The 25,951-nt window shown below is 63.3% G+C and carries 27 protein-coding genes; 8 read left to right on the top strand and 19 right to left on the bottom strand.

The annotated features are described in order from the left end of the window. Nucleotides 1–123: 123 nt before the first annotated feature. Nucleotides 124–1,581, top strand: coding sequence for an APC family permease (locus O9Z63_RS05930; RefSeq protein ID WP_270128395.1), 1,458 nt, complete (start codon nt 124–126; stop codon nt 1,579–1,581). A gap of 198 nt (nt 1,582–1,779) precedes the next feature. On the opposite strand, the gene O9Z63_RS05925 is transcribed toward O9Z63_RS05930, so the two are convergent. After that, a complete protein-coding gene (locus O9Z63_RS05925) occupies nt 1,780–2,490 on the bottom strand; it encodes a carboxypeptidase-like regulatory domain-containing protein (protein WP_270128394.1) in 711 nt (236 codons plus the stop codon). Nucleotides 2,491–2,761: 271 nt separating this feature from the next. Continuing rightward, a complete protein-coding gene (locus tag O9Z63_RS05920) occupies nt 2,762–3,178 on the bottom strand; it encodes a hypothetical protein (RefSeq protein WP_270128393.1) in 417 nt (138 codons plus the stop codon). Nucleotides 3,179–3,464: 286 nt separating this feature from the next. Between O9Z63_RS05920 and O9Z63_RS05915 the strand changes: the two genes are divergently transcribed. The 3 genes from O9Z63_RS05915 (at nt 3,465) to O9Z63_RS05905 (ending at nt 6,568) form a co-directional block, all read left to right on the top strand. Then, nucleotides 3,465–4,763 carry an NAD(P)/FAD-dependent oxidoreductase gene (locus O9Z63_RS05915; protein ID WP_270128392.1) on the top strand — a complete coding sequence of 433 codons (1,299 nt, stop codon included), beginning with the start codon at nt 3,465–3,467 and terminating at the stop codon, nt 4,761–4,763. A gap of 147 nt (nt 4,764–4,910) precedes the next feature. Beyond that, nucleotides 4,911–5,138, top strand: a complete 228-nt coding sequence (locus O9Z63_RS05910; RefSeq protein ID WP_270128391.1) for a hypothetical protein — start codon at nt 4,911–4,913, stop codon at nt 5,136–5,138. A 50-nt stretch (nt 5,139–5,188) separates the two neighbouring features. Then, nucleotides 5,189–6,568: a 4Fe-4S binding protein gene (locus tag O9Z63_RS05905; protein ID WP_270128390.1), complete on the top strand. Its 1,380-nt coding sequence runs from the start codon at nt 5,189–5,191 to the stop codon at nt 6,566–6,568. Nucleotides 6,569–6,679: 111 nt separating this feature from the next. Here the strand turns inward: O9Z63_RS05905 and O9Z63_RS05900 are convergent, their stop codons facing one another. The 6 genes from O9Z63_RS05900 to O9Z63_RS05875 all read right to left on the bottom strand — a co-directional run bounded on the left by O9Z63_RS05900 (nt 6,680) and on the right by O9Z63_RS05875 (nt 11,071). Then, entirely contained in the window at nt 6,680–7,546 is an 867-nt protein-coding gene (locus O9Z63_RS05900; protein ID WP_270128389.1) for a hypothetical protein, read from the bottom strand. A 178-nt stretch (nt 7,547–7,724) separates the two neighbouring features. Beyond that, complete coding sequence (locus tag O9Z63_RS05895; protein ID WP_270128388.1) at nt 7,725–8,690, bottom strand: alpha/beta hydrolase; 966 nt, start codon at nt 8,688–8,690, stop codon at nt 7,725–7,727. Beyond that, nucleotides 8,653–9,174: a hypothetical protein gene (locus O9Z63_RS05890; protein ID WP_270128387.1), complete on the bottom strand. Its 522-nt coding sequence runs from the start codon at nt 9,172–9,174 to the stop codon at nt 8,653–8,655. The genes O9Z63_RS05895 and O9Z63_RS05890 overlap by 38 nt, the downstream gene beginning before the upstream one ends. A gap of 22 nt (nt 9,175–9,196) precedes the next feature. After that, complete coding sequence (locus tag O9Z63_RS05885) at nt 9,197–9,757, bottom strand: hypothetical protein (RefSeq protein WP_270128386.1); 561 nt, start codon at nt 9,755–9,757, stop codon at nt 9,197–9,199. Between the two features lie 89 nt (nt 9,758–9,846). Further along, nucleotides 9,847–10,554 carry a GAF domain-containing protein gene (locus O9Z63_RS05880; protein WP_270128385.1) on the bottom strand — a complete coding sequence of 236 codons (708 nt, stop codon included), beginning with the start codon at nt 10,552–10,554 and terminating at the stop codon, nt 9,847–9,849. A 55-nt stretch (nt 10,555–10,609) separates the two neighbouring features. Further along, nucleotides 10,610–11,071 (bottom strand): peroxiredoxin, encoded by a 462-nt coding sequence (locus tag O9Z63_RS05875; protein WP_270128384.1) that lies wholly within the window; start codon nt 11,069–11,071, stop codon nt 10,610–10,612. Nucleotides 11,072–11,293: 222 nt separating this feature from the next. Here O9Z63_RS05875 and O9Z63_RS05870 point away from each other — a divergent pair, with 222 nt between their 5' ends. From O9Z63_RS05870 to O9Z63_RS05860, 3 genes are all read left to right on the top strand, one after another. Next, a complete protein-coding gene (locus O9Z63_RS05870) occupies nt 11,294–11,983 on the top strand; it encodes a glycosyltransferase family 2 protein (protein WP_270128383.1) in 690 nt (229 codons plus the stop codon). Nucleotides 11,984–12,129: 146 nt separating this feature from the next. Further along, nucleotides 12,130–13,599, top strand: coding sequence for a cellulose synthase family protein (locus O9Z63_RS05865; RefSeq protein WP_270128382.1), 1,470 nt, complete (start codon nt 12,130–12,132; stop codon nt 13,597–13,599). 43 nt (nt 13,600–13,642) lie between these two features. Beyond that, nucleotides 13,643–15,061, top strand: coding sequence for a glycosyltransferase 87 family protein (locus O9Z63_RS05860; RefSeq protein WP_270128381.1), 1,419 nt, complete (start codon nt 13,643–13,645; stop codon nt 15,059–15,061). Between the two features lie 33 nt (nt 15,062–15,094). On the opposite strand, the gene O9Z63_RS05855 is transcribed toward O9Z63_RS05860, so the two are convergent. The 7 genes from O9Z63_RS05855 to O9Z63_RS05825 all read right to left on the bottom strand — a co-directional run bounded on the left by O9Z63_RS05855 (nt 15,095) and on the right by O9Z63_RS05825 (nt 20,314). Further along, nucleotides 15,095–15,724: a TIGR04282 family arsenosugar biosynthesis glycosyltransferase gene (locus O9Z63_RS05855; protein ID WP_270128379.1), complete on the bottom strand. Its 630-nt coding sequence runs from the start codon at nt 15,722–15,724 to the stop codon at nt 15,095–15,097. A 216-nt stretch (nt 15,725–15,940) separates the two neighbouring features. Beyond that, nucleotides 15,941–16,504 carry a rhodanese-like domain-containing protein gene (locus tag O9Z63_RS05850; protein ID WP_270128378.1) on the bottom strand — a complete coding sequence of 188 codons (564 nt, stop codon included), beginning with the start codon at nt 16,502–16,504 and terminating at the stop codon, nt 15,941–15,943. A 42-nt stretch (nt 16,505–16,546) separates the two neighbouring features. Beyond that, nucleotides 16,547–17,596: an arsenosugar biosynthesis radical SAM (seleno)protein ArsS gene (arsS, locus tag O9Z63_RS05845; RefSeq protein WP_270128377.1), complete on the bottom strand. Its 1,050-nt coding sequence runs from the start codon at nt 17,594–17,596 to the stop codon at nt 16,547–16,549. Nucleotides 17,597–17,723: 127 nt separating this feature from the next. After that, nucleotides 17,724–18,062, bottom strand: coding sequence for an arsenosugar biosynthesis-associated peroxidase-like protein (locus O9Z63_RS05840; RefSeq protein ID WP_044017893.1), 339 nt, complete (start codon nt 18,060–18,062; stop codon nt 17,724–17,726). Between the two features lie 65 nt (nt 18,063–18,127). Continuing rightward, complete coding sequence (locus O9Z63_RS05835) at nt 18,128–18,676, bottom strand: heme NO-binding domain-containing protein (RefSeq protein ID WP_270128376.1); 549 nt, start codon at nt 18,674–18,676, stop codon at nt 18,128–18,130. Between the two features lie 127 nt (nt 18,677–18,803). After that, nucleotides 18,804–19,748: an anti-sigma factor gene (locus tag O9Z63_RS05830; protein ID WP_270128375.1), complete on the bottom strand. Its 945-nt coding sequence runs from the start codon at nt 19,746–19,748 to the stop codon at nt 18,804–18,806. A gap of 2 nt (nt 19,749–19,750) precedes the next feature. Next, entirely contained in the window at nt 19,751–20,314 is a 564-nt protein-coding gene (locus O9Z63_RS05825) for an RNA polymerase sigma factor (RefSeq protein ID WP_231569748.1), read from the bottom strand. A gap of 216 nt (nt 20,315–20,530) precedes the next feature. Here O9Z63_RS05825 and O9Z63_RS05820 point away from each other — a divergent pair, with 216 nt between their 5' ends. Further along, nucleotides 20,531–21,934, top strand: a complete 1,404-nt coding sequence (locus O9Z63_RS05820) for an NAD-dependent succinate-semialdehyde dehydrogenase (RefSeq protein WP_270128374.1) — start codon at nt 20,531–20,533, stop codon at nt 21,932–21,934. 147 nt (nt 21,935–22,081) lie between these two features. Here O9Z63_RS05820 and O9Z63_RS05815 read toward each other — a convergent pair whose 3' ends face one another. The 4 genes from O9Z63_RS05815 to O9Z63_RS05800 all read right to left on the bottom strand — a co-directional run bounded on the left by O9Z63_RS05815 (nt 22,082) and on the right by O9Z63_RS05800 (nt 25,945). After that, nucleotides 22,082–22,849: a YdcF family protein gene (locus O9Z63_RS05815; protein ID WP_270128373.1), complete on the bottom strand. Its 768-nt coding sequence runs from the start codon at nt 22,847–22,849 to the stop codon at nt 22,082–22,084. Nucleotides 22,850–22,925: 76 nt separating this feature from the next. Continuing rightward, nucleotides 22,926–23,450 (bottom strand): GNAT family N-acetyltransferase, encoded by a 525-nt coding sequence (locus tag O9Z63_RS05810; RefSeq protein WP_270128372.1) that lies wholly within the window; start codon nt 23,448–23,450, stop codon nt 22,926–22,928. A 198-nt stretch (nt 23,451–23,648) separates the two neighbouring features. Further along, nucleotides 23,649–24,005: a thioredoxin family protein gene (locus O9Z63_RS05805; protein ID WP_270128371.1), complete on the bottom strand. Its 357-nt coding sequence runs from the start codon at nt 24,003–24,005 to the stop codon at nt 23,649–23,651. A 167-nt stretch (nt 24,006–24,172) separates the two neighbouring features. Continuing rightward, a complete protein-coding gene (locus tag O9Z63_RS05800; protein ID WP_270128370.1) occupies nt 24,173–25,945 on the bottom strand; it encodes a DUF885 domain-containing protein in 1,773 nt (590 codons plus the stop codon). Nucleotides 25,946–25,951 lie beyond the last annotated feature (6 nt).

Raw genomic sequence — 25,951 nt, 5'->3', positions numbered from 1 at the left:
ACAGCGCCCGTAGCCGCAAAGGTTCCGGGCGGCCGGTTTCTAGCCTTGCCGCGGCCCCGCATGGTATTCGATGCTCAGAATACTTCTATCTTCCCGGCCCAAATCCTGTTTTCGCTCTTTTTTATGTCTGAGAAACAAGGCCATTTTCAGCGGGCCATTACGCTGTTCGACGCCATCATGATTGTCACCGGCAGCATGATTGGCTCCGGTATCTTTATTGTCTCAGCCGGCATTGCGCGGCAGGTTGGCTCGGCGGGCTGGCTGCTGGTGGTGTGGCTGATTACGGGCTTCATCACGCTGGCCGGCGCCGTGAGCTACGGCGAGCTGGCGGCCATGTTCCCGAAGGTGGGCGGGCAGTACGTGTACCTGCGCGAGGCCTACAACAAGCTGGTGGCCTTCCTCTACGGCTGGTCGCTGTTTCTCGTGATTCAGACCGGCGTAATTGCGGCCGTGGCCGTGGCGTTTGCGCGGTTTGTGGGCGTGCTGGTACCGTGGTTCAGCGAGCAGAACGTGCTGTTTGAACTGGGCCCGCTGAAGTTCTCCACCGTGATGCTGCTGGCCATCGTCATGCTGGTGGGCCTCACCTGGGTGAACTCGCGCGGGGTGCGCGGCGGCAAGCTGATTTCCAACATCTTCGGCAGCACCAAGCTGGTGGCGCTGGCGTTGCTCATCCTGTTCGGGCTGGCCCTGGGCATCAGCGACCAGGCCGTAAGCCTCAACTTCCACAACATGTGGGAGGCTGTGAGCTACGACGCCGCCGGCCAGGGCACGCCGCTCACCACGTGGGGCCTGGTAGGCGCCATCGGCCTGGCCATGACCGGCTCCCTGTTCAGCTCCGACGCTTGGAACAACATCGGCTTCTCCGGCGACGAAATCGTGCGGCCCGAGCGCACCATCGTGCTCAGCATGGCCATCGGCACCGGCATCGTGACGGGGCTGTACCTGCTCATCAACCTGGTGTATCTGCTGGTGCTGCCGCTGCACGGCGACCCGGCCGCCGCCGCCTCCGACCTCATGAGCCGCGGCATCATGTACGCCGCTGACGAGCGGGTGGGCACAGCCGTGGCCGGCAGCATTCTGGGCAAAGTGGGCGCCGGCTTCATGGCCGTGCTCATCATGATCAGCACGTTCGGGGCCAACAACAGCATCATCCTGAGCGGGGCGCGGGCCTACTACGCCATGGCCAAAGACGGCCTGTTCTTCCCCGGCATGGCCCGCCTCAACAAGGCCGGCGTGCCCGGCGTGGCGCTGTGGGCCCAGTGCATCTGGGCCTGCGGACTGTGTTTGTCGGGTTCCTACGGGCAGCTGCTCAACTACGTGATGTTCTCGGTGATTCTGTTCTACGTCATCACCATCATCGGCATCTTTGTGCTGCGCCGCACCCGCCCCGACGCGCCCCGCCCCTACCGCGCCCTCGGCTACCCCGTGATTCCGCTGCTGTACGTGGTGCTGGCCTCGGCCTTCTGCATCATCCTGCTGGTGTCGCCCACCACCGCACGCGACGCGGGCCTGGGGCTGCTGCTGGTAGCGCTGGGCGTGCCGGTGTACTACCTGTTTGGCAAGCGCTTCGGCGGACAATAACGGCCCCGGCGCTCCGCCGCGGCTACTTTCAACAAGAAGGCCTCCCCGGAGATCCGGGGAGGCCTTCTTGTTGTTGCGGTCAGTGAGCAGGTAGTAGTTGGTAGTGAGTAGTTAGAGGGAGAAAGTTGTGTGGATGTTGAAACTCAGTCCAGCCCTCCGCTCAACTCTTATCGTCAAATACTCAATATCAAATACTGATTACTTGCGGCGGCGCTTGGTGCCTTCTGAAGGCAGCAGGGTTACGTTGACGGGCTGGGAGCCGCGGGTGCGGATTTCTTGGTCCTGGTAGCCGCCGTAGCCATACACGAGGGCATTTTCGCCGGCGGGTACTTCCAGCGTGTAGTTGCCGTTGGCATCGGTGCCAGTGCCTTTGCGCGAGCCTTTCAGCAGCACCGTAGCGCCGGCCATGGGGCGGCCATCCTCGTCCAGAATGCGGCCCGAAAGCGTAACGGTGGCGGGAGCAGCCGGGGCGGCCGGGGCGGCCTCAGCCACCGGCGCGGCTTCCTCTACCGGCGCAGCTACTGGCGCCACCGACTCTGTGGTGCGGGCGGCCAAGCCATCCTCGGCGGCCGGGCGGGCGGCCGTGGGCTTCTTGGCATCGGTAGCGGCCAGCTTGGCGGCATCGGCAGCAGCCTTTTCTTCGGCTGCCGTTACGTCGGCGGCAGCGGCGGGCGCCACTTCCTTGGCGCCTGTCACGCTGGCTTCACCCAGCATCACCGACGGAATGATGGTGGTAACCACGCGGCGGCCGCTGGAGCCCGGCAGAAACATGTAGCCGATGACGGCCAGCAGCAAAATGGCGCCTACAATCAGGGCCAGCCGGCCGTTACCGGAGGAATAGTCCTCTTCTTCGCTCAGTAGCGCGCTGTCGTCGGTTTCAGGTTCAGGAACAGTAAATTTAGTGGGCATAGGGATGGATTGGAGTGTTGGAAAAAAATCGGAGCAAACCGAGGCGAACCTGACTGCCAGCCCTGAAAAAACAGGGGTTGAAAAAGGGGTTCACCACGGGTTCCTAAAGATATAGGAACTGTTACATTTTATCCTAATTATTGCAACTATCGGGGCCTGGGGAGCTTGCTTTTTTGATTTTGGCAATAAAACAGGCCTGCGTGGCAGCACAAAAAAATCCCCACTTCAAAAGAAGCGGGGATTGTGTTGATTGCCGTAGCAGACAGCGGTGTTAGTCGTGGGCCGGTTTGGCCGGGCCGCTGGGCTCCTTTTCGCCAAAATCCTGGTCGCGCGACCGGACGGCGTTGCCCATATCGTAGCTGCCTTCGGCCTCGAAGCCCGGGCCCTGGGCCTGCTCGCCGGCATTCTGGTGGTCGTTGCCGCCCTGCGGCTCGGTTTCGCTACCGCCAATGTGCAGGTTGTCGAGCTGGTTTTTCTGGTCGCTGCGCTGGGTGTATCCGTTGGCGCCGGTGTTGCGCTGTGCCGAAGGGTCGTTGGCTTCCTTACCATTGCTGAGCAGCGACTTGAAGTCCTTCTCCTTTTCCAGCTGCTCGTTCTGAGCCGTGTTGCTGTTGTCGGTGATGTCCTTATTTTCCTGGTCGTTTTTATTGACATCGTCGCCGCTGCCAAACAGACTATCTAGTGCCATGTTAGGGGAAGTGTAGTGGGTGAGGAATTATGTATGCAGGTACGCGCCCGGCGCCGCGAAGTTGTGCTGCGGCCAGGTTCCGGCCGCAGCCAAAAATCCGGCAGCAGCCTGTCAGGTATTGGCCGCGGCGGCGTCAACCGCATCAGGGGCGGCCGCCCGGGCCCATCCGCAGCCCAGCTTTGGCCCGTATACCCAGTAGTCGGCCTCAGCCGGTTTCGGCCGGGTTTGCCCGACATTGACGATGTTTGCCGCCGGGCTTTTTTCATTTCTCCCTCCTCTTCGCGCTATGCACCTGGTTATCATCGGCAACGGCATTACGGGCGTGAGCTGCGCCCTGACAGTGCGGCGGCTCTCGCCCGAGGCCCGCATCACGCTGGTGTCGGAGGAGACGCCGCACCACTTTTCCCGCACGGCCCTCATGTACGTGTACATGGGCCACATGCGCGCCCAAGACATCAAGCCTTACGAAGACTGGTTCTGGCTGGAAAACCGCCTGGAGCTGGTGTACGCCACCGCCACCGCCCTCGATGCCGGCCGTAAAACCATACACCTGAGCACCGGCCCGCCCCTCACCTATGATAAGCTGCTGCTGGCTACCGGCTCAGTGAGCCGGCTGGCGGGCTGGCCCGGCCAGCATCTGCCGGGCGTGCAGGGCCTGTACTCGCTGCCCGATCTGGAGCAGATGCACCGCGACACGCACGGCATCCGGCAGGCCGTGGTGGTGGGCGGCGGCCTGATCGGGATTGAGCTGGCCGAGATGCTGCACTCCCGCGGTATTGCCGTGACCATGCTCGTGCGCGACAGCCGCTACTGGGGCTCGGTGCTGCCCCCCGAAGAAGCCGCCCTGATTGAGCTGCAGCTGCGCGCGCACCACACTACAGTGCACTATGGCACCGAGCTGGCCGAAATCCTACCCGACGACACCGGCCGGGTGCGCGCTGTGCGCACCACCCAGGGCACCGAGCTGCCCTGCCAGTGGGTGGGCCTGGCTACCGGCGTGGCCCCCAACCTGGCCTTGGCCCGCACCTGCCCCACCCTGGAAACCGACCGCGGCATTCTGGTGGACGCACACCTGCAAACCAGCCTGCCCGACGTGTACGCCGCCGGCGACTGTGCCCAGCACCGCCAGCCCGGCGCCGACGAGGTGCCCATCGAGCAGCTCTGGTACACCGGCCGTATGCAGGGCGAAACCGTGGCCTACACCATCTGCGGGCAGCCGACGCCCTACCAGCGCGGGCCCTGGTTCAACTCAGCCAAGTTCTTTCAGCTCGAATACCAGACCTACGGCCGGGTGCCGGCGGAGGCTACGGCCGGGGAGCAAACCTGCTACTGGCAGCACCCCAACGGCCGCCACGCGCTGCGCATCAACTACCGGCCCGGCCAAGGAAACGCCGTAACGGGCGTCAATGCCCTGGGCATCCGGCAGCGCCACGACGTATGGGAAAGCTGGCTGCGGGCCGGTACGCCGGTGCAGGAAGTGCTGGCCCAGCTGCGCCGCGCCAACTTCGACCCCGAATTTTTCCGCCGCCACGAGCCCGCCATCCTGCGTACGTTCAATCAACAGCTTCTTTCAAAGAGTAACTAAAAACGTCATGCAGAGCCGCAGCCGAAGCATCTCGCGTGCTGAAGTTGTGGTGCTACTGATTACTACACGAGCGAGATGCTTCGGCCGCGCCTCTGCATGACGTGCTCACCTTACTCCGTTACTCAACCACTCAGCTACTCTTTTCCTGTGGATTTCTCCAAGCTCTACCGTCCCAGCGCCCTCAACAGCTTCCAGTTCATTGCCGTTACGGGCCTGATTATGAGCGGCGGCGCGCACCTGATTCTGCACTTCTTCGCGCACCACTCGCTGCCCGGCTACAACTGGCTGTACGTGTGCTGGGCGGCGCTGTACGTGGTAGGCTCGCTGCTGAACCTGTTCGGCAAACCTAACGAAGACCACCACCATCACCACTAAGAGCGGCCTGTTTCCAGCTCTCATTTCCTGTTTGTTTTCCGCTGTCTGCCATGGCTTTTGACGCTAACCTGACCCTGCCCCGCCCACCGGTACCCGACACCACGGCCACCGAGAAAACCCTGCTCACAGTGGTTGGCCTGGGACTGCTGGCGCTGCTCACCGTGGCTTTCGATGCCGATGCGGGCCGGGCGCGCCTCAGCTTTTGGGCCGGCGTGCTGCTGCTGAGCGCGGGCACGCTGGGCTGGGCCTGGTACACGTTTGGGCGCCAGCCGGCCGGCGTGCTCCAGGACAACCTCTGGCTGCGGGCCAGCAGCAGCCGCGGCGCCGTGGCCTGGCTCACGGCCGTAGTCCTGACGGGTTTTTACGTGGTGCTCTACTGGTTCAGCAACGACAACGGTCAGGGCAATTTCGGGCCGCTCAATCAGCTCATCCACGCCCTCGACCCGTTCAGCCAGTGGCTGCGCCACAAGCCCAGCGACCAGTGGTTTCTGTACGGCACCTTCTACACGCTGGCCGTGCTGCTGATGGGCGGCCGGGCGCTCTGGAAGTACCGCCACTCGCCCTACCAGCGCATCCGCACGGCCTCGGTGATGTTCTTTCAGCTCGGGTTTGCGTTTCTGCTGCCCGGTCTGCTGCTGGCCTTTCAGCGGCCCGAATATTACTTCTCCTACTTCTGGCCCCTGAAATACGACTACCTATTTCCAGGCACGGTGAGCTACCTACTCAAGGATGGCGGCCCCGCGCTGGGCGTGTTCATGGTGTTCTGGGGCGCGGCAATGTCGTTTGTGGGCACGCCCATTCTCACGTATTTCTTTGGCAAGCGCTGGTACTGCTCGTGGGTGTGCGGCTGCGGCGGGCTGGCCGAAACCGCTGGCGACCCCTACCGCCACCTCTCCGACAAAAGCCGCGCCGCTTGGCGCTGGGAAGTGCGCATCATCTACACCGTGCTAGTGCTGATTGTGGCCCTCACGGCCCTGCTATGGCTGGGCGCCTCAGGCGCGGTGCCGGCCCTACAAGCCGTTACGGAGCCGCTGTCTAAGGCCTACGGCTTTGCTATTGGCTCGGTGTTTTCGGGCGTGATTGGGGTGGGATTCTACCCGCTGATGGGGGCGCGGGTGTGGTGCCGGTTCGGGTGCCCAATGGCGGCGTACCTGGGGCTGCTGCAGAAGCACTTTTCGCGCTTCCGCATCACCACCAACGGCGCGCAGTGCATTTCCTGCGGCAACTGCTCCAACGTCTGCGAAATGGGTATCGACGTGAAGCAGTACGCCCAGCGCGGCGAGCCTATCATCCGGGCTTCGTGCGTGGGCTGCGGCATGTGCTCCACGGCCTGCCCGCGCGGCGTGCTCAACCTCGAAAACGGCCCCACCGAAGGCCGCTACCAGGGCAGCCAGCTCATCCACGCCGACTCACTGCGGATTTTGAGCTAAGCCAACTATCAACTGCCACAACAGAAAAGCGGCGGCACTTCCTGACAAGAAAGTGCCGCCGCTTTTTTCTATGCTTACTGGCTTGAGGCTGCGTTTACGGGCTCCCGTAACCTAGCGCCTGAACTCCAGCGGCCCTTTTGGCTTCAGCCAGGCTTTGAGGTCGGCGTAGGGAAACAGGTAGTCGGTTTCGGGCTGCAGGGCCAGGATGACGTGCGGGAAGCCGAAGTCGTAGTAAAGCGTGAGGCCGAAGGGCGTAAGGGCGAAGTCGTAGAAGCGCGGGTCGTTGGCTTCGAGGGTGGCGGTGCGGGTGCTCTCGTTCCAGTGCAGGCGCTGCCGCACATCGGCCAGCATGGCGGTATCCAGCTCCGGGTAGCTGGCGGGCAAAGCGGCGAGGTGGGCCTCAATGCGGCGGTTGATGGACTGCTGCCAGCGCCGGCGCAGCGCCAGCGTGTCGGCCAGCAGGTCGCGCACCTGCAGCAGGCGGCCCGTGCGCAAGTCGAAGGTGGCGTGCCGAACCGACGACGACGGGTACGCCCCCATGTACTCCGCCGTGAGGGCCACCGACAGCAGATAGTTATCGTTGTAGAGCACCTCGTAGCTGGTGCCCACAAACCCACTCTGGCCGTTGGTTTCGTACTCGGCCAGCGCTTGCCTGAGGCCACTGGCGGCCGTCAAGGGCTCGGGCAGCATTTCCAGGTCTTCGCCCAATGCCGCATCTACCAGGTATTGGTTGATGCGGCTGGCCGCGGCCGCCACGGGCAGCTGCACCTGCGGCACGACGAAGGCACTTTTCCCGGTGTCGCCGACGCTCACGACCAGCGCCCGGGGGCTGGCCGTTACTACTGCCGGAGCCTTGGTCGGCCAACCGGCCGCAGCACTTTTTTTCCTGGATTGAGTTGGAGTTGTCCGCTGGGCTAGCGCGGGCACCGTAGTCAGCAACAGCGCCGGCAGCAGCCAACGCAAATAGGTCTGGGACATAAACAGGCAGGATTCAGCTGCAACTTACAGTTGAATCCACACATCTGCCCGGAGTAGCCGGCCGGCGTCAGCGGCAAACGCCCTACGGCTTCACAAAGGCCAGCAGCGCCGCCAGAAACTGCGGGGTGGCTTCCAGGTGCGGGATATGGCCCACACCCGCCAGCGGCACTAATTTGGCTCATTTGATCTGGGCAGTCACACGCTTACCCAGCACCGGATACTGGCCCATGGCGGCCAGCACCTGCGGATTGTTGATGAGGCCCTTCCCTACCACCGTGCGGTCATCCTGCCCGATGATGAGCAGCGTGGGCACCCGCACCTGGCCGAACTCGTAGCAGACGGGCTGCTGGTAGATCATGTCGAAGGTGAGGGCATTGGCGCGGGCTACCTGCCCGAAATCCGGGCTTTTGGTTTGGGCCGCCAGCGGCAGCAGCCACTGGTCGTGGGCGGCGGGGTAGCCGTGCGGGTAGTAGGTAGCGTGGTATTTCCGGATGCTGGCTTCGGTGCTTTTGCGCTCGGTAGCCTCGGCCTGATCGACGAATTGGAACGGCACGCCCACGCGGTAGTCTTCCAGCCCGATGGGATTTTCCAGGACCAGCTTCTCGGTGGTTTCGGGATAGAGCAAAGCGAAGCGCGTGGCCAGCATACCACCCATACTATGCCCCACCACCACGGCCTTTTTCACGCCCAGCGTATCGAGTAGCTGCCGGGTGTTGCGGGCCAGCTGGTGAAAGGAATAGTGAATGTCGGGCTTGTCGGACTTGCCGAAGCCCAGCTGGTCGGGCACCACCACCCGGAAGCCGGCGGCCGTCAGCGCCCGGATGGTTTCCACCCAGTAGGCGCCGAAGAAGTTTTTACCATGCAGCAGCACTACCGTGTGGCCGTTGGGGCGGGCAGTGGGCGGCACGTCCATGTAAGCCATGCGCAGCGGCTGGCCTTCCAGCTTCAAAGGCAGCATACGCACCGCAAACGGGTAGTCGTAACCGGAGAGGGTGGCATCGAGCACGGCAGGCACGGGCTGGGCCACCACGGCGCGGGCCAGCAGCAACATCAGCACCAGAAGAAAGGAACGCAGCATCAGCAAAGCAGCATAGGTGAGCTGCTGCTTACGCAGAACCTGCAGGCCGGGCTGCCGATGCTTCATGGCGCAACGCTGCCATGTCCGTTAGAGCCGCAACGATATCGGGCCATTGCCGCAAAGAGAAATAATGGTCTATTTCTTCTCCGTTGTAGGTAATGGCCAAGTATTCTTCGTCGGTATCAAATTCCTGCGCCACTTCCAGCTGCAGCACTGCAACTGGCTGGCTGTTGTTCCGAACGGTGCCATCCAGCAACCAGCAGCCATTCACCAGCACGGCTTCCAGCGGCGCCCGGTAGCGGTGCGGGCACAACCAGCCCCCAGTAACCAGGCGCACTTCAGTGGGAGAAACGCTGAACCGGCCAAACAGCAGCCAGATACTGTAGAGGCTGCCGGCCAGCAGCCACGCCAGCCACACCACGGCGGATGCCCCCAAAAGCAGGTGGCCGAAATAAACCACTATCAGCAGCAGGCAGCCCGCTATACCGTTCAGCCCGGCCCAGCTATACAGCCGGATGCGGGGCGCGCGCACTTCGGAAAACACCGGCATCGTGCTTCTGCTTCTTGTGCTGCTAGCTGCCGGCGGCCTGGTCGCGCTGGCGCAGCAGCAGCTCGATGGTGCGCGTGTCCTCGTCGCTCCAGATTACGCTGCGCACGTCGTCGAGGCCGAGCACGGTATGGCCGTCGGGCTCGCCGTACTGGGTGTACACCTCCAGCAGCAGCTCCTCTTCCGTGAGCCGCACCACGTAGCCGTAGTAGTCGTGGTCGTTCTGGGTTTCAAGCAGCAGCAGCTGGTGCGAGTCGAGGGCGTGCTGGAGCAGCGCGGGCACGGTGTGGTAGGTGGTATCGAGGCCGTCGGGGGCGGCGGCCTGGCCGTAGGCTACTTCGGGGTTGTTTTCCTTGAACTCAATCAGGCGCACGTACCGGTCATCGAAATGCACTTCCGACACCGTTTCCAGGCCGAGCGTACGCACGCCCGTGAGCAGGCCCTGCCGCGTAATGGTGCGCAGCACCAGCAGCTCGGGGTTGATGCTGAGCACGTAGCCCAAAAACAGCGTGCCGCCGGTTTGCACCGACACGATGCGGCGGCTGCGCTGGGCCCGCTGCAGCATATCAATCAATAAAGCTCCCATCGTAGTAAACAGCTAAAGGCCGTAAATATAGGCCGCCGCCGGTTGCTACTACCGCAGTTAAGCTGCTTTTGCGGGCTGAGCGAAGAACCCTAGGCCGGCATTTCCGTGAGGTAGCCGTCGAGGAGGCGGTGCAGCGCTTGCAGCCGCTGCCCTACTGCCTGCCGGTCGGCCTCGCTGGCCGATACGGTGCCGGTGCGGCTGGTGAGGTAGCGGGCTAGCGCCGAGTTGTCGTGCAGGCCCTCCTGCAGCTCGGTCTGGGCGGCCTCCCACCGCTCCGGCAGGCCGTGGTCCAGGAGCTGGCGCCGCAGCTGAATGGTGCGGCTCACTAGGTCGGCCAGTGTAGTGAGCAGGGCTTCTTCGCCGGCCGTGATGGCGCGGGGCTCTCGCCCAATCACGCACAACGACCCGATATTGTCGCCGTTGGGCATGCGCAGGGCCGCGCCGGCGTAGAACCGCAGCCCGGCCGACTGCGCCGTGTACGGATTAATCAGGCGGCAGCTATTGGCCGACAAATCCTCAAACGACAGCACCTTATCCTGCAACACCGCCGCCGAGCACAGGCTATCGGCCCGATCTACCCGCTCCAGCCCGGGCAGTCCGGTATTAGCCTTGAAAAACACCTGCTCCTCATCCACCAACGAAATCAGCGAGATGGGCAAGTTAAACAGTTGGGCTGCCAGCGCCACATACTCATCGAAAACGGGCTCGGGCGTGGTGTTCAGAATCCGGTACTGGTGCAGGGTGCGCAGACGGTGCGCATCATTTGCTGGAATCAACTGGTCAGGCAAAGCATCCATAGGGGCAAAATTACCAGTCCCGAAGCAGAATGGCTAATATATTTAATGCAATATATTAAGCCTGATTCAGCTCGGCCAGCACTTTTTTGGCCGTTTCCACGTGGTCGGTGGCCCGGTTCATGGAGTTGAAGATGTAGCGAATGGTGCCTTCCTTGTCGATGACGAACGTGACGCGGCCGGGCAGCAAACCCAGCAGGGCGCGGGGCACCTCGTAGAGCTTGCGCACCTGCCCGCCGGCATCGGCCAGCAGCGGGAAGGGCAGCCGGTGCTTCTGGGTGAACTTCTGGTGCGAGGCCTCCGAGTCGGAGCTGACGCCCACCACTTCGGCCCCGAGGTCCTGGAAATCCTGGTACTGGTCGCGGAACGAACAGGCTTCGGCGGTGCAGCCGGGCGTATCGTCTTTGGGGTAGAAGTACAGCACGATGGCCCGCTGCCCGCGCTGCTCGCTCAGGCGGAACGAGTCGCCGGTGGTGGTTTTGAGGGTGAAGTCGGGGGCCTGGTCGCCTATCTGAAGCATATATGAGGCGCGCAATGTGCGCGAGCTGATGGTGTGAGAAAGCCAATGCCACCCCATAGGATGGGAAGCCGGCGCGTAAAAGTAGCTGGAAACCCGCTGCCCGGGCCGAATGTTGCGCCCGCCGCGGGGCGGCGTGGGGGGCAACCGGGTCCAAGTCTGCATCTTTGTAGTCTGTAACTTTCTCTGCCCTCCAAAAGCGGGCGGCTATGTGCTGCCCCTGCCATGCTGATTGACGTCATTATTCCTGCTTTCAACGAAGAGCAGTCCATTGCGCAGGTGCTGCGCGAGATTCCGGCCGGTCTGGTACGGGAAGTCATTGTAGTCGACAACAACTCCTCCGACCGCACCGGCGAAGTGGCCCGCGCGGCCGGCGCCACGGTGCTGCGCGAAACCCGCCCCGGCTACGGCCACGCCTGCCTGGCCGGCATGGCCCACGCCTTCGCCCGCCCCCTGCCCGAGCAGGCCGACATCATCGTGTTTCTGGACGGCGACCATTCCGACTATCCCGAGGAAATGCCGCTGCTGGTGGCCCCCATTCTGCGCGGCGAGGCCGATATGGTGATTGGCTCGCGGGCGCTGGGCGAGCGGGAAGCCGGCTCCATGATGCCGCAGCAGATTTTCGGCAACTGGCTGGCCACTACCCTACTGCGCCGCCTCTACGGGGCCCACTTCACCGACCTGGGCCCGTTCCGGGCAATCCGGCGGGAGGCGCTGCAACGTATTGGCATGGCCGACACCACCTACGGCTGGACGGTGGAAATGCAGCTCAAAGCCGCCAAGCTGCGCCTGCGCAACACCGAAGTACCGGTGCGCTACCGCCGCCGCATCGGTACCAGCAAGGTATCGGGCACGGTACGCGGCACGCTGGGCGCCGGCTACAAAATCCTCTGGACCATTTTCCGGTATCTGTAATGGAGTGATGAGGTGCAAGTAAAAACGTCATGCAGAGGCGCAGCCGAAGCATCTCGCTTGCTTACTCAGGATTAGTAACTCAACCTCAGCAAGCGAGATGCTTCGACTCCGCCTCTGCATGACGTTCTCTTTAGTCATCTTTTGAAATGCTTTTCCTCGAAATTACGCTGCTGGTCGTTTATGGGCTGTGTCTGCTGTTTGTGTTGGGCTTCAGCCTCACGCAGTTTCAGCTGACGCGGCTGGCCCGGCGTGCCTACCGGCAGGGGTTGGCGCCGGAGCCGGCCGCGCCGGCCGTGTGGCCCCGCGTGACGGTTCAGCTGCCGCTCTACAACGAGGTGTTTGTGGCCGAGCGCCTTATTGACGCCTGCGCCGCCCTCGACTACCCCACCGCCCAACTCCACATCCAGGTCCTCGACGATTCCACCGACGAAACCGTAGCCCTGGTGGCGGCGCGCGTGGCCTACCACCAGGCCCGCGGCCTGCACATCGAGCAGGTGCGCCGGCCCGACCGCCAAGGCTATAAGGCCGGCGCCCTGGCCTACGGCCTGACTCATTCCGAAGCCGAGCTGGTGGCCATCTTCGACGCCGACTTTGTGCCGCAGCCCGATTTCCTGCGCCGCACGGTGCCGTACTTTCAGGAGGAGCCGCGTTTGGGCGTGGTGCAGACGCGCTGGGGCCACCTCAACGAGGAGTATTCGCTGCTCACCGAGCTGCAGGCGTTCGGGCTGAACGCGCACTTTCACGTGGAGCAGCTGGGCCGCAACGCCGGCGGGCACTTCATCAACTTCAACGGCACCGGCGGGGTGTGGCGCCGCAGCTGCATCGAGGATGCCGGCGGCTGGCACGCCGACACGCTCACCGAAGACCTGGACCTCAGCTACCGGGCCCAGCTGCGCGGCTGGCGCTTCCACTACCTGCCCCACGTGGTGGCCCCGGCAGAGCTGCCCGCCACCCTCGACGCGCTGAAGTCGCAGCAGTTCCGCTGGACCAAGGGCGCCGCCGAAACCGCCCGCAAGCACCTGCGCAACGTGCTCCGTTCCGGGCAGCCGCTATCGACCAAGCTGCATGCCACGTTTCACCTGCTCAACAGCTCGGTGTTTGTGGCTATTCTGGTGATGGCGCTGGTGAGTGTGCCGCTGGTCTTCGTGCGGGCCGATTTGCCGGAGCTGAAGCCGGTGCTGCGGGTGGCGTCGGTGTTTCTGCTGGCGTTTGTGCCGTTGGTGTACTACTACTACACAGCTTGGCGCCTCGACAAGCCCACCGCCCCGCGCTGGCGCTTCGTAGCCGACTTCCTGCTGTTTTTATCGGTGTCGATGGGGCTGACGCTGCACAATGCGCGGGCGGTGCTGCTGGGCTACAGGGGCCGGCAGTCGGCGTTTATCCGCACGCCCAAGCTGGGGCTGGTGAAGCGCGCCGGAGGCTGGCGCGGCCGCCGCTACCGCACCGGCGACCTGCTCGACGGCCTCACGTTCACGGAAGGGCTGCTGGCGCTGTACTTCGCTTTCGGAGTCGGCGCCGGGCTGTATCTGGGCGACTGGGGACTATTGCCGTTCCACCTGATGCTCACGGTCGGCTACGGCATTGTCTTCCTGTATTCCGTCCGCCACCGGGCATGATACCAGTCGTCAGCTACTTCATCCAACAGATTAGCTACCCGGCATGAACAGCCTGACAGACAAACACTCACCTGAGCCGCTTGCTAACGATTCGCGGCCGATAACCGGCCGACAATGGCTGGCCCTGCTGGTTTCGGGCGGGGCGTATGCGGGGCTGGCCTACGCCACGCCGCGGGCAGAATTCGAGCTGCTGCTGGGGCTGCTGGCGGTGGCATTTGGGGCGTATGCGTGGCTGCTACACTCACGGCTGCCGCTGCGGGCGGGCCTACTGGCGGCGCTGCTGCTGCGGCTGCTGTGGCTGCCGGCCCTCCCCGCCCTCTCCGACGACTACCACCGCTTCCGCTGGGACGGCCTGCTGGTGGCCGCCGGCCTCAACCCCTATCAGTACCGCCCGGATGAACTCGTGGCAGACAGTCCAGCGGCTGATATTCAGGCCAACCCGACCCCGCCCCGGCCGGTAACTACCTCGCCCCGGCCCGTTGCTGAGGAACTCCAGACGCTCTATCCGAAGCTGAACTCGCCGCATTACTACTCCGTGTATCCGCCGGTGTGCCAAGCGGTGTTTGGGGCAGCGTCGGGAATTTTTCCGGCCCATGAGCGGGGCGCGGTCATGCTGATGCGGCTGGTGCTGCTGCTGGCCGAAGCCGCCACGGCCGGGCTGCTGCTGGCGCTGCTGCGGCAGCTGGGTCTGCCCCGGCAACGGGCGCTGTGGTACCTGCTCAACCCGTTGGTGCTGGTGGAGCTGACTGGTAACCTGCACTTCGAGGCCCTAGTGGTGGCGCTGCTGCTGCTGGCGCTGTGGCTGCTGGTGCGGGGACGCTGGGCGGTGTCGGCGGGGGCGCTGGGGCTGGCGGTGGGCACCAAGCTGCTGCCGCTGCTGCTGCTGCCACTGCTGCTGCGCCGGCTGGGCTGGTGGCGCACGGCAGCCTACGGCGCCCTCACACTGCTGACTGTGGCGCTGCTATTCGCGCCGTTTGTGTCTACGAAGCTGACCCGCAACATCGGCCGCAGCCTCAACCTGTACTTCCGCAGCTTCGAGTTCAATGCCAGCGTGTATTACCTGCTGCGCGCCGGCGGCTACTACCTCACCGGCTACAACCAGATTGCCCGCATCGGGCCGGCGCTGGCGCTGGGCAGCGTGGCTTGGATCCTGTTGCTGACTTTCGGCGAAAAGCGCCCAACCTGGGCCGCACTGCCGGCCACCCTGCTGCTGCTGCTTACGGGCTACTACCTGCTGGCCACCATCGTGCACCCCTGGTACCTGACGCCGCTGCTGGCCCTGAGCGTGTTCACGCGCTACCGCTACGCCTTCGCCTGGTCGGGGCTGGTGGTGCTGTCGTACGCGGCCTACCAGACCACAGCCTACACCGAGAATCCGTGGCTGCTGGCGCTGGAATATGGCGGGCTGCTGGGCGCTATGGTTTGGGATTATCGGCGGCGGCTGGTACGTCCGGCTGCTTAGCTGCTGGCCGGAGTCTGAATCCGGCCGCGGCTGCTACGCGCCGGAAGTAGCGCGCCAGGCTGCCAAGTCGGCGGCATCGTCTACGTCGCGCAGCGTGGGCAGCTGTGCGACGGTCAGGCCCAGCCGGTCGGCGTCGGCCAGGGTGTGGAACAGCACGGAGTCGGTGCTCCAGCTTTTTCCAAGAAAAACATCTTCGCACAACTCTTTCATTCCCAATAGGTAATACCCGCCATCCTCAGCCGGCCCTACAACCAGGTCATGCGTAGCCAGCACAGCGTATGCCTGCTCCAGAATAGCCGTGGATAAACCCGGGCAATCCGTCCCGACGATGAGCACGGCGCGGGCGCCCTGATTGAAGGCGTGGGCAAAAGCCGTCAACATACGGGCCCCCAGGTCGCCGGGAAACTGTAGCTGCTGCTCGTAGTCAGGCCAGGCGTCGGCGCTGTCGGGGGTGGTCGTGGGGGCTTCGGCCAGCCACACGGTTTTATGGGCGGGCAGCGCCTGTGCCACGGCCCGGGTATGGGCCAGCAGCTCCCGGTACACGGCCAGCGCCGCTTCGTTGCCGATGCCGGCGGCCAGTCGGGTTTTCACCTTGCCCAGCTCCGGATGACGGGCGAAAACGAGCAGGTGCTGGTGAGCAGGGTTGGCACTGGTGGTAGACATAAGCGGAAGAGAATTTAAAAGCAATGAGTGAGAAGCTGACGTGACGCCGCTGTGTAGCGCGAACTTTGTAGTTCGCGCCTCCGCGCCGCCCGGACGATTTCGTTTCAACGGTGCGAGGACGCGAACTACAAAGTTCGCGCTACATCCGTAGCCGTTCCATCGGCGCGGAGGCGCGAACTACAAAGTTCGCGCTACACAGCGTCAGGACCGACGCGCCTACTCGTATACCTTACGGCCTTTTTTCAGCCACGGGCTCCACAGCACCGAGTATGGGTGTACTTCGTCGGTGCGGCCCTGGGCGTTGAACACCGGGTAGCCGTCGTTCACCCACTGGAAAATACCGCCGTAGAGGTTGCGCACGTCGCGAAAGCCGAGGGCGCGCAGCCGCTCCCCTACCCGCTCGCTCCGGTAGCCCACCGAGCAGTACACCACCACCGGCCGGTCGCGGGGCACATCGCGAAACTCGGCCTTTTCGAAGGTGCCGAAGTCCACAAACCGGGCGCCCTGCAGGTGGCTGATGCGGTACTCTTCGGGCGTGCGGGTGTCCAGCAGCACCACGCCGCCGGGCTTGGCCTGCAGGGCGGCCAGCTGAGCCGGCTGCATCAGCGGCACCGTGTTGCGGTACAGCGTTTTCAGCAGCTGGTCGTAAGCGGTGTTGTTACGGGCCGGCTCGCCCTGCCGCTCCCGCCCGCAGGCCCCCAGCGCCAGCAGCCACAGCCCCGACGACACCAAACTCGTGCGGCGCAGCCAGGCCAGCTTATGTACAAGGCGATTCAGCATATTTAGTGGTGCGGTTTATGGCAGTTGCGCTGGCCGAAGTGGCTACGTGGTAGCGCCGCCGCAACTGGAGCCCGCACCAGCTGTGCAGCCAAAGCAATGCTGGTTTACCACGATGGCCCGAGCATTGAGCGCCGCTTCGTCGAAGTCGCGGATGTGCTGGGGGGCGGTGGCGGCCACGGGCAGTTCCAGCATCTGGTTGAAGTCGCAGTCGTAGAGCAGGCCGTCCCAGCTCACGCTGAGCGTGCTGCGGCACATCACGTTTTCGGCCGCCGTGGGGTTGTAGGCGGCCACCAGCTTCTCCATGTAGCTCTCGTAGTTGCCGCTTTCCAGCAGATACTCCAGGAAGCGGCTCACGGGCAGGTTGGTGATGGCCAGCAGGTTGTTGAACACGATGCCATGCTCGCGCAGCAGCCGCTGCTTGAACTCGCGCTCCAGCGACGCCTGATTGCCGGGCAGAAACGCCCCCGACGGGTTGAACACCAGATCCAGCTGCAAGCCCGATCCTTCCACGCCATAGCCCACCTCGTTCAGCATCTGCAGCGCCCGGATGGAACGCCCAAACACGCCTTCGCCCCGCTGGGCATCGGTGCGGGCCGCCGAGAAGTGCGGCAACGACGACACCACCTGCACCCGGTGCTTGGCAAAGAACTCCGGCAAATCGTGGTATTTCTTGTTGGCCACGATGATGGTGAGGTTGCAGCGCACAATGGTCTGCCGGCCCAGAGCCGAAATCTGCTCCACCAGCCAGCGGAAGTCCGGGTTCATCTCCGGCGCTCCGCCCGTTAGGTCCACCACCTGGATGTCCGACTGCGCCAGCGCTGCCAGGCACTGCTGCATGGTTTCGCGGGTCATGATTTCGGTGCGGTCGGGCCCGGCGTCTACATGGCAGTGCTTGCAGACCTGGTTGCACATTTTGCCCACGTTGATCTGCATCACGCGCAGGCTGGTTGGGCGCAACGGCAGCAGGCCGGTTTCGCGCAGCTTGTGCGCAAACGCCGGCAGGTGCGCCCCGGCGGCATCCGCCTGCGAAAGAACCGTCAGTTGGTAGCCAGTATCGGCCAATAGCGCGTGGCGCGCCTGGAGAGATTTCATAAATCGCTGATTTACGCTGGTTGGATTGATTTCACTGATTACTGGTCACCAGAAACTGCTACTGAAAGGGCATAATATCTGACTGAAAAAATCAGCAAAATCACCTCAATCAGCGCAAATCAGCGATTTACATGGATAGCTCCTTGGCCTTGTTCATCATCTGCACGCCGTGTACCAAAGCCGCGCCGCCCTTGATGGCAGCCGCCACGTGCACCGCCTCCATCATCTGGGCTTCGTCGGCGCCTTTTTGCAGCGAGTCAGAGGTGTAGGCATCGATGCAATAGGGGCACTGCACGGCATGGGCCACCGCCAGCGCAATCAGCGACTTCTCGCGCTCCGACAGTGCGCCATCCTTGAACACCTCGGCGTAGTAGGCGAAAAACTTGTTGCCCATTTCGGGCTGCCACTCGGTGATGTTGCCAAATTTGGCCAGGTCGGCCGGATTGTAATAGGTTGACTTTTCCATGGGAAGAAATAGAATGTGGTGAGAGAGAATAGATTCTGATGGATGGACAGGCGGGTCGACTGACCTCAGGCCGCCGCCACCCGGCGCACCCGGATGCGGACATGCTCGCCGTCCTCGCTGGTTTCGGGCTCTACCAGGATGCGGTCGGCCTCGTCGTAGTAAGTGGCAATGCCGCGCACGATGCCCACGGCCAGCGCCCCCATGCGCCGCTTCGATACGTAGTTGATTTCCAGTTCGTCGGGCGAGAGGCGCGTGACCTGCAGCACGGGCGGGGCGTTTTCGGCGTGCTCCTGCCGGACCTGCCGGTGCATGGTGTTTTCGGTGTGCTCCAGCATGTCCAGCGTGGTCCACTGGGGTTGCAGCAGCTTCTGGTACATATACATCAGGTCGGGCACCAGGTACTCCCCGAATTTCTCGTGCAGTTCCTGCGCCGAGAGGCCGGTCATTTCGGCGGCGTGCCCGACCAGCGCATACATGTGCTCGTCGGGATACACGTTTTTATGATCGAAGCTGGTGGCGCTCAGGCCCGCCGCTTCCATCAGCCGCACCCACGTACTGTGGTCGTACTGCGTTTGAACGTAGCGCTTCAGAAGCGTGAAGATGGTACCGTGCACTACTGTAAAGTCTGGTGAAAAGAGATTTTCCAGTCTAAATAACACCAATCCGGCCAGAAACTACCTGACAAAAAGAAGGCGTGAAGAAGTTTTCCTCTTCACGCCTTCCGATACGTGGCTTCGCGGTTTAAAGCATTTTGCCCAGCACCGTCATGGTAGAAAGCGTAGGCGAAACGCTGCCACCAGCATCCTCCACCGTCATGGCGAAGGCTTGGGCACTGGCAATGTCCTTCATCTGCTGCAGGCTGTCGCCGGCGGCGGTGGTGGCGGCCAGTACGCCGGCATCTACGGGCTTGCCGTTGTCGAGGGCCCAGAGCTGATACTGCTTGCCGGCGGGTGGCGCGGGCAGGCTGCGCACGTTCACGTACACGGCTTTGGTCGTAGGGTTGTAAAGCACCCGCGCTTTAGCCGAGGGCGCGGCCGGTGTGCCGGCCAGAATCACGCTCTGGTACTGCTCGTCGCGGAGCACGGCCAGCTCGCGGTCCTGGGTGAGCAGGCGCTTTTCAGAAGCCTGCTGCGTGGCGGCAAAGCGGGCCTGGTCGTTCTGAGCCGCAAACAGAGCCGTTTCGGTGTTCTGCCAGCGGTTGTAGAGTACGTAGTTGCCGGCCAGGCTCAGCAGCAGCGCCACCGAGGCCGCCATCAGCCAGCCAAAACCAGCGCGTGGCGCGGCCTCATATACTGGCTCCGGAGCGCTGTTGATGGGGCGCATAACCGGCTCGTCCTTGGTTACGGGGTCGGGCACAATGGGGGCCGTGGGCACGCCCAGTGGGGCAGCGTCAGCAGTGGAAGGCGCGGCGGCGGGCACGAACGGTACCACGGGCGTTTCAGGGGCAGAAGTGCTGCGGATGGCCTGCTGCCAGCCCGCCAGCACCCGCTCCCGCATGGCGGTCGGCGGCGCAATGGCGTGGGCCTCGGCATACGCATCCAGGCCGCCGATAACGGCCTGCAGCTCGTGTTGTACCTCCGGATGGGCGGCAGCCACCTGCTCTACCTGAGCAGCTTCGGCGGCGGAGAGTACGCCTAGCGCGTATTCTTCCAGAATGCCTGATTCGATATATTGCTGAATGTCCACGGCTATCGAATCAGTTTAGAGAGTACCTTGATAGCAGCGCGGGCGCGGGTTTTCACCGTGCCTAGCGGCAGATTCAGCTCGTCGGCTACCTCACTCTGGGTGTAGCCTCCGAAGTACAGCATATCAACGACCTGCTGTTGGTCAGGGGAGAGTTTTTTGGTCATTTCCTGCAAACCGATGTGCTCGGGCCGGAACGTGGGCGAAGCGGGCTCACGTACTGCGGCGCTGTCTTCAAGCGGCTGGGTACGAGTACCTACGCGGTACTGTCGGGAGCGGATTTTGTCGATGGCTAAATTCCGGCTCACGTTCATTACCCACGTGAATAGCCGGCCTTTGCTAGCATCATAGGAGGAAAAAGAGTTCCAGATCTTGACCATGCTTTCCTGCAGCACGTCTTCGGCTTCTTCTTCCTTCTTCACGACGCGCATGATAACGCCGTAGAGGGCAGCCGAGTATCGGTCGTAGAATAGCGTCATGGCCGCCTCGTCCCGGTCGCGCAGACGCTGCACCAGCAGGTCTTCGCCATCGGCTATCGGGGGCATGGCTTCGGGGGGAATGACATTCACGGGCAATGGGATATAAGACGAGTGAGCAATGAAGCAAAGCTTACCGACAAGCGAAAGTACACTTCCCGGGCAATTGTTCGCGTGGGGCTGGTGGTTAATTCATAATTGCGCCGGCACACCTGATGGCAACCTGCGTGCTACGGCTGCGTTTGCCTATAAGTTGTTCTACGGTCGAGCCTTTCCGGCGGCCCGATTCTTTCCCTACCCACCTTTGCTATGCCCATTGAGTCCCGTAACCCCTACACTGGCCGCGTAGAGCGCCGGTTTCGCGCATTTTCCTGGTCGAAGACCGAGCGTATCGTAACCCAGAGCCACCGCGCTGCCGCCACCTGGCGCACCACGCCGTTTGCTGAGCGCACCCGCCTGATGCGCCGCGCCGCCGAGCTGCTGCGCGAGCGGCAGGACGAGCTGGCCCGCCTGATGGCTGTGGAAATGGGCAAGCCACTGGCCGACGGCCGGGCCGAAGCCCTGAAGTGCGCCCTCTGCTGCGACTACTACGCCGAGCACGCCGAGCAGTTTCTGGCCGACGACATCATCAAAACCGAAGCCCAGCGCAGCTTCATCAGCCACGAGCCCATTGGGGTGGTGCTGGCCATCATGCCCTGGAACTTCCCGTTCTGGCAGGTGGTGCGCTTCGCGGCCCCGGCCCTGATGGCCGGCAACGTGGGCCTGCTCAAGCACGCCTCCAATGTGCCGCAGTGCGCGCTGGCGCTGGAAAAGATTTTCCACGATGCCGGCTTCCCGCCTGCCACGTTCCGTACGCTGCTCATCGGCTCCGACCTGATTGAGCCGCTCATTGCCGACGACCGGGTGCGGGCCGTGACGCTCACCGGCTCGGAAGCCGCCGGCGCCCAGGTGGCCGCCACGGCCGGGCGCTACATCAAGAAAACCGTGCTAGAGCTGGGCGGCTCCGACGCCTTCATCGTGCTGGCCGACGCCGATATTGAGGTGGCCGCCAAAACGGCCGCGCAGGCCCGCATGATCAACGCCGGCCAGAGCTGCATTGCGGCCAAGCGCTTTATCGTGGAGAAGCCGGTACTGAAGGAATTCATCTCGAAGATGAAAACCCACCTGCTGGCCTTCCGGCCCGGCGACCCGCTTGCGGAGGATACGCAATACGGCCCCCTCGCCCGCCCCGACCTGGCCGACGAGCTGACCGAACAGGTGAACGACTCGATTAAGCAGGGTGCCAAAGTAGAGCTGTACGGTGGCCAGAGTGAGCCTGGAACGGCCCTGTTCCGCCCCATGATTCTGAGCAACATCCGGCCCGGCCAGCGTGCCTACGACGAGGAACTGTTTGGGCCGGTGGCGCTGGTGCTGGAAGCCAAAGATGCCGACGACGCCGTGCGCCTCGCCAACGACTCGCGCTTCGGCCTCGGCGGCTCCGTCTGGACGGCCGACGTGGCGCGCGGCGAGGCGCTGGCCCGGCGCGTGGAAGCCGGCGCGGTGTTCGTCAATAGCCTCGTGAAGTCGGCCCCGGAAATGCCGTTTGGGGGCGTGAAGAAGTCGGGCTACGGCCGCGAGCTGTCGTACCTGGGCATCCGGGAGTTCGTAAACCAGAAGTCCATCTGGATAGCCAAGGAGGAAAAGCCGGCGGCGGGTAAGAAGAAGGTGGAGTAAGTTGGTCGGAACGATAAGCTATTAGCCCGTCATGCTGAGCGGAGCGAAGCATCTCGCTAGTGTGGTAAATGATTCTACCACGCTAGCGAGATGCTTCGCTCCGCTCAGCATGACGGGCTTACTTATTAACCTTTTTAGGCCACTACCTCACGCGTAGCCCAGCACCTTATACACCACATACCCGCTGATTTCGTGCAGCAGCAGGCTCCAGCGGCTCAAGGCCTGCGGGTCGGGCATGAGCCAGTAGTCGGGGGTGGCGGCGCGGTCGGTGCTGTAGTAGCCGGCCGGGAAGGGCTGCGGGTGCAGGCCCACCTGCGCGAAGCAGCCCAGCGCCCGCCGCTGATGAAACGCCGACGTCACCAGAATGAGCGTGTCCAGCTCGGAGCGCGCCTGCGTGATGCGGCGCGTGAACAGGGCATTTTCGCGGGTGTTGCGGCTCTGGTCTTCTTTGATAATGGCCGAATCGGGCACGCCGGCCAGGTGCAGCAGCGTGATGAGGTCGGCGGCTTCGGTGTGGGCCTTTTGCAGCATGGCGCCCGAGCCGCCCGACACCAGAATGTAGCGCACACGCCCGGCCCGCCACAGCCACAGCGCATTGGTGAGGCGGTCGGCGCCTTCGTGCAGGTACACCCGGTCGTGCGGCGACTTGCTGACGCTGGTGATGCCCGTGAGCAGCACGGCCGCGTCGGCGCGGGGCGGCAGCTGGCGCAGGCGCACCGGGGGCAGCTCCCAGGCCAGCAGCGCCTCATTGATCAGGCCGGGGTTGGTGAGCAGCAGCAACAGCGCCAGCGTGGCCAGCAGCAGCTGGCGGCGGCGTGCCGGCTGCCGCACCAGCACGGCGGCCAGCAGCAGCACTACCAGCCACACGGCCGGCGACAATACAAAATCGAGGAGCTTGGAGAGAACGAAGAACACTGCGAAAAGCTAAAACCCGGCGCCGGAAGCTGGCCGCCAGTCCAGGCAAAGGTAGCCGCAATGCCGGAGGCGCGTGTCAGTGGGCGGCACGCTCCCACTCAGCTTTCAGCACCGACATGATGATTTTGTCGTGAAACAGGCCGTTTCTCTTGCAGGCTTGCCGCATCCGGCCTTCTTCCACAAAGCCGGCTTTGGCGTAGGCTTTCCAGCCGCCGATATTGGTTTCCGAAACCGTGAGCATGATCCGGTTCAGCTGCCAAACTGAGAAGCCCACGGCCAGCACCTGCCTGGTTACAGCGGTGCCGATACCCCGCCCCCAGTGGTCTTTCTGCCCGATGAGGATGAAATACTCGGCCGACTGGTTGATAGCGGAGATGCCCGACAGCCCGGCGTAACCGATCAGCTCGTTGGTATCGGGGAGGAAGATGCCCAAGTTGAGGCTTTTCTGATCCTGCAGCGTAGCCGCGTACCATTGGCGGATCTGCTCGTCGGTGTGCATGCGCTGGAAAGCCGACAGCGAGTACTCAATTACTTCCGGGTCGCGAATCCAGCGGTAGAAGCTGGCCACGTGTTCCTGCTGGAGGGGAGCTACTGTTATCATGCACTGCCTGCTGAGTGGGAGCCGCCGGGGCTCTGGGGGCCGCAAGTTCATAAAAAAGCCCATTGCGCTCGGGTTGGCCGGGCGCAATGGGCTTCTGCCTTATCTGCCGCTACGGCTACCGAAACAGCAGCAGCATGAGCAGCAGCGAAACTACCAGGGCTACCAGCGCCCACACGGCTTTGTGCAGGCGCAGCTCACTCATGCGGTTTGGGGCATATACTTCTGTAGCCGGCGCAGCATATCCAGCACGTCGGCTTCGGTGGTGAGCATGTCGCACTCCAGCAGCCGGCCCTGGCAGTATGACACAAAGAAGGGGGCTACTTTCTCCTGCATGATTTTTTTGGCGACCGGGTTTTCGTCGGAGTTCAGCCGCACAAACAAGATAGTCTCAAATTCCTCGTCATCCGAGAACTTGGCGAACGGCGGGGCCAGCAACTCGCACGTATCGCAGTTTTCCGAAGTGAATTTGGCAAACACCTTCATGTGCTCATGCGTGAGCTTGCGTAGCTGCTCATCGTTTACATCGTGCACCCGCTGTCGTTCAGCAACTTTCATACGGCAAGAAAAGAGCGCACTGCCATCCAGCAGCGCCATGATTTTAGAGATACCCAACTTCGAAGATACACCGCCGCGGCTATACTTCCGGCAACCCATACGAAAAAGCCGTCCCGGAAATTCCATTCTGGGACGGCTTTTTCATAATAGAACAGGCTATCTGCTGCTCATCCTTTCTTCAGCATCATGGTCCGGATGTAGCGCACCGGGGCACTACCGAAGCTCAGGAACTGCTCGTGAAAGGACTTCAGGTCGAAGCCCTGGCCCTGCTCCTTTTTCAGTTCCTGGCGCAGGTCGTAGATTTCGGTATAGCCGGTGAAGTACGAGCTGAGCTGCACCTGGCTGAGGGTGGCGCGGCGCCACTTGTTGCGGGCCTCGGCTTCTTCCTGGAACCCGTCGCGGCGGAGCATAGCAACGGTGGCGGCCTCGGAGGCATTTTTCACGTGCACCTCGTGGTCGAGGATGGCGTTGAGGGTCACGCGCATGTTCCACTTGTCCCACATCAGCCACATTTCATCGGTGTTGCCACCGTAGCCGCTTTCCAGCATCATGCGCTCGGCATACACGGCCCAGCCTTCCACCATGGCGCCGTTGCCGAAGATGGACTTGATGAGCGAGGGGCTGCGGTTGGCGTAAACGAGCTGCGTGTAGTGGCCCGGAATGGCCTCGTGGATGTTAAGAATCTGCAACGTGTACTGGTTGTACTCGCGCAGGTAGCTTTGGGCCTGGGCGTCGGGCTGGCCGGTGAGGGGCTCCACGTTGTAGTAAGTGTTGGCGGCCTTGTCGTAGGGGCCGGGGGCCGAAATGCTGGCGCCCGCGCCGCTGCCGCGCATGTACAGCGGCGTTTCGCGCACTACCAGCGGCTTGGAGGGGTCCTGGGTGAGCAGCTTGTGGTCATCCACCCACTTCACCAGCGTGGGCATCTGGTCTTTCACGGCCTGCACGAAGCCGGCCGGCGTGGCGTGCTTCTCCGAAAGCTTGCCGATAACCTGCTGCACGGTAGCCAGCGAGTCGGCGGGCAGCGGCTGGCCCGGGAAGTACTTGGGGTAGAGCCGGGTGGCGCGCGTCTTCATGTCGCGCAGCAGCTCCTGCTTGTGCGTGAGGGCCTTCTCGTAGACTTGCCCGGCCGAGTAAGTGCTCTGGATGTCGTAGCTGAACTTGCGGGCGAACAGGTCCTGCCCCAGCCGGAAGCTGCGGAACTTGCCGGCCGGCAGCACCTCCGTTTTCAGAAACCGGAGGTAGTCCTCGATGCTCAGGCGCGTGGTAGCCAGCCGGTTGGCAAAGTCCTCCTTTTCGCGTGCCGACAGCCCCGAGCGGGCCACGGAGTCTTCCAGAGCCTTACCGAAGACCTCCAGCCCGCCCTGGTTCTGCAGAATGGCCAGCTCGGTGTGCTCTTTGGTGGGCGTGCTGATGTTTTGCTCGGCAGCAGCGTAGTAGTCGGCGGCGCGCGAGATTTTCAGGCTGATGGCCCGCAGCCGACGATCCAGCGGCCAGTAGCGGCCGTTGAGGATTTCGCCCACCGAAGCGCCTAGGTTGTAGTTGGCCGGGTTCCACTGCCAGTCGCGCAGCGTGTCGGCGTAGAAGCCGCTGCTGCGCACGTAGTTCTGCATCAGGCGCCAGTCGGTCTGGTTGTTCACGCTCAGCTCCTCGGGCTTGAACGTGGCCAGCTCGGTGGCGCGGCGCCGCAGGGCCTTGGCCTCGGTGCGGCGCCGCCCCTCGTTGGGCACCACCAGCAGCGAGTCGTAGCGGTGGTAGCCGGCGCCGCTGGCCCACTCGGGGTTGTAGTACCAGAGCGAGTCGATGAAGCGCGACTTGTAGCGCTCAAACGCCACGTCGGGCTGGGCGTCGGTTTCGGCCGCTTTGCGCCCCGGCAAGTCGGAGCAGGCGGCCAGGGAAGCAGCGGCCGCCAACGTGGCAGCCAGGAGTAGCGGGTGTTTCATGTAGTG

Source organism: Hymenobacter yonginensis, from assembly GCF_027625995.1.
In the GTDB taxonomy this organism is placed as follows: domain Bacteria; phylum Bacteroidota; class Bacteroidia; order Cytophagales; family Hymenobacteraceae; genus Hymenobacter; species Hymenobacter yonginensis.
This window is presented reverse-complemented; position numbering and strand designations above follow the sequence as displayed.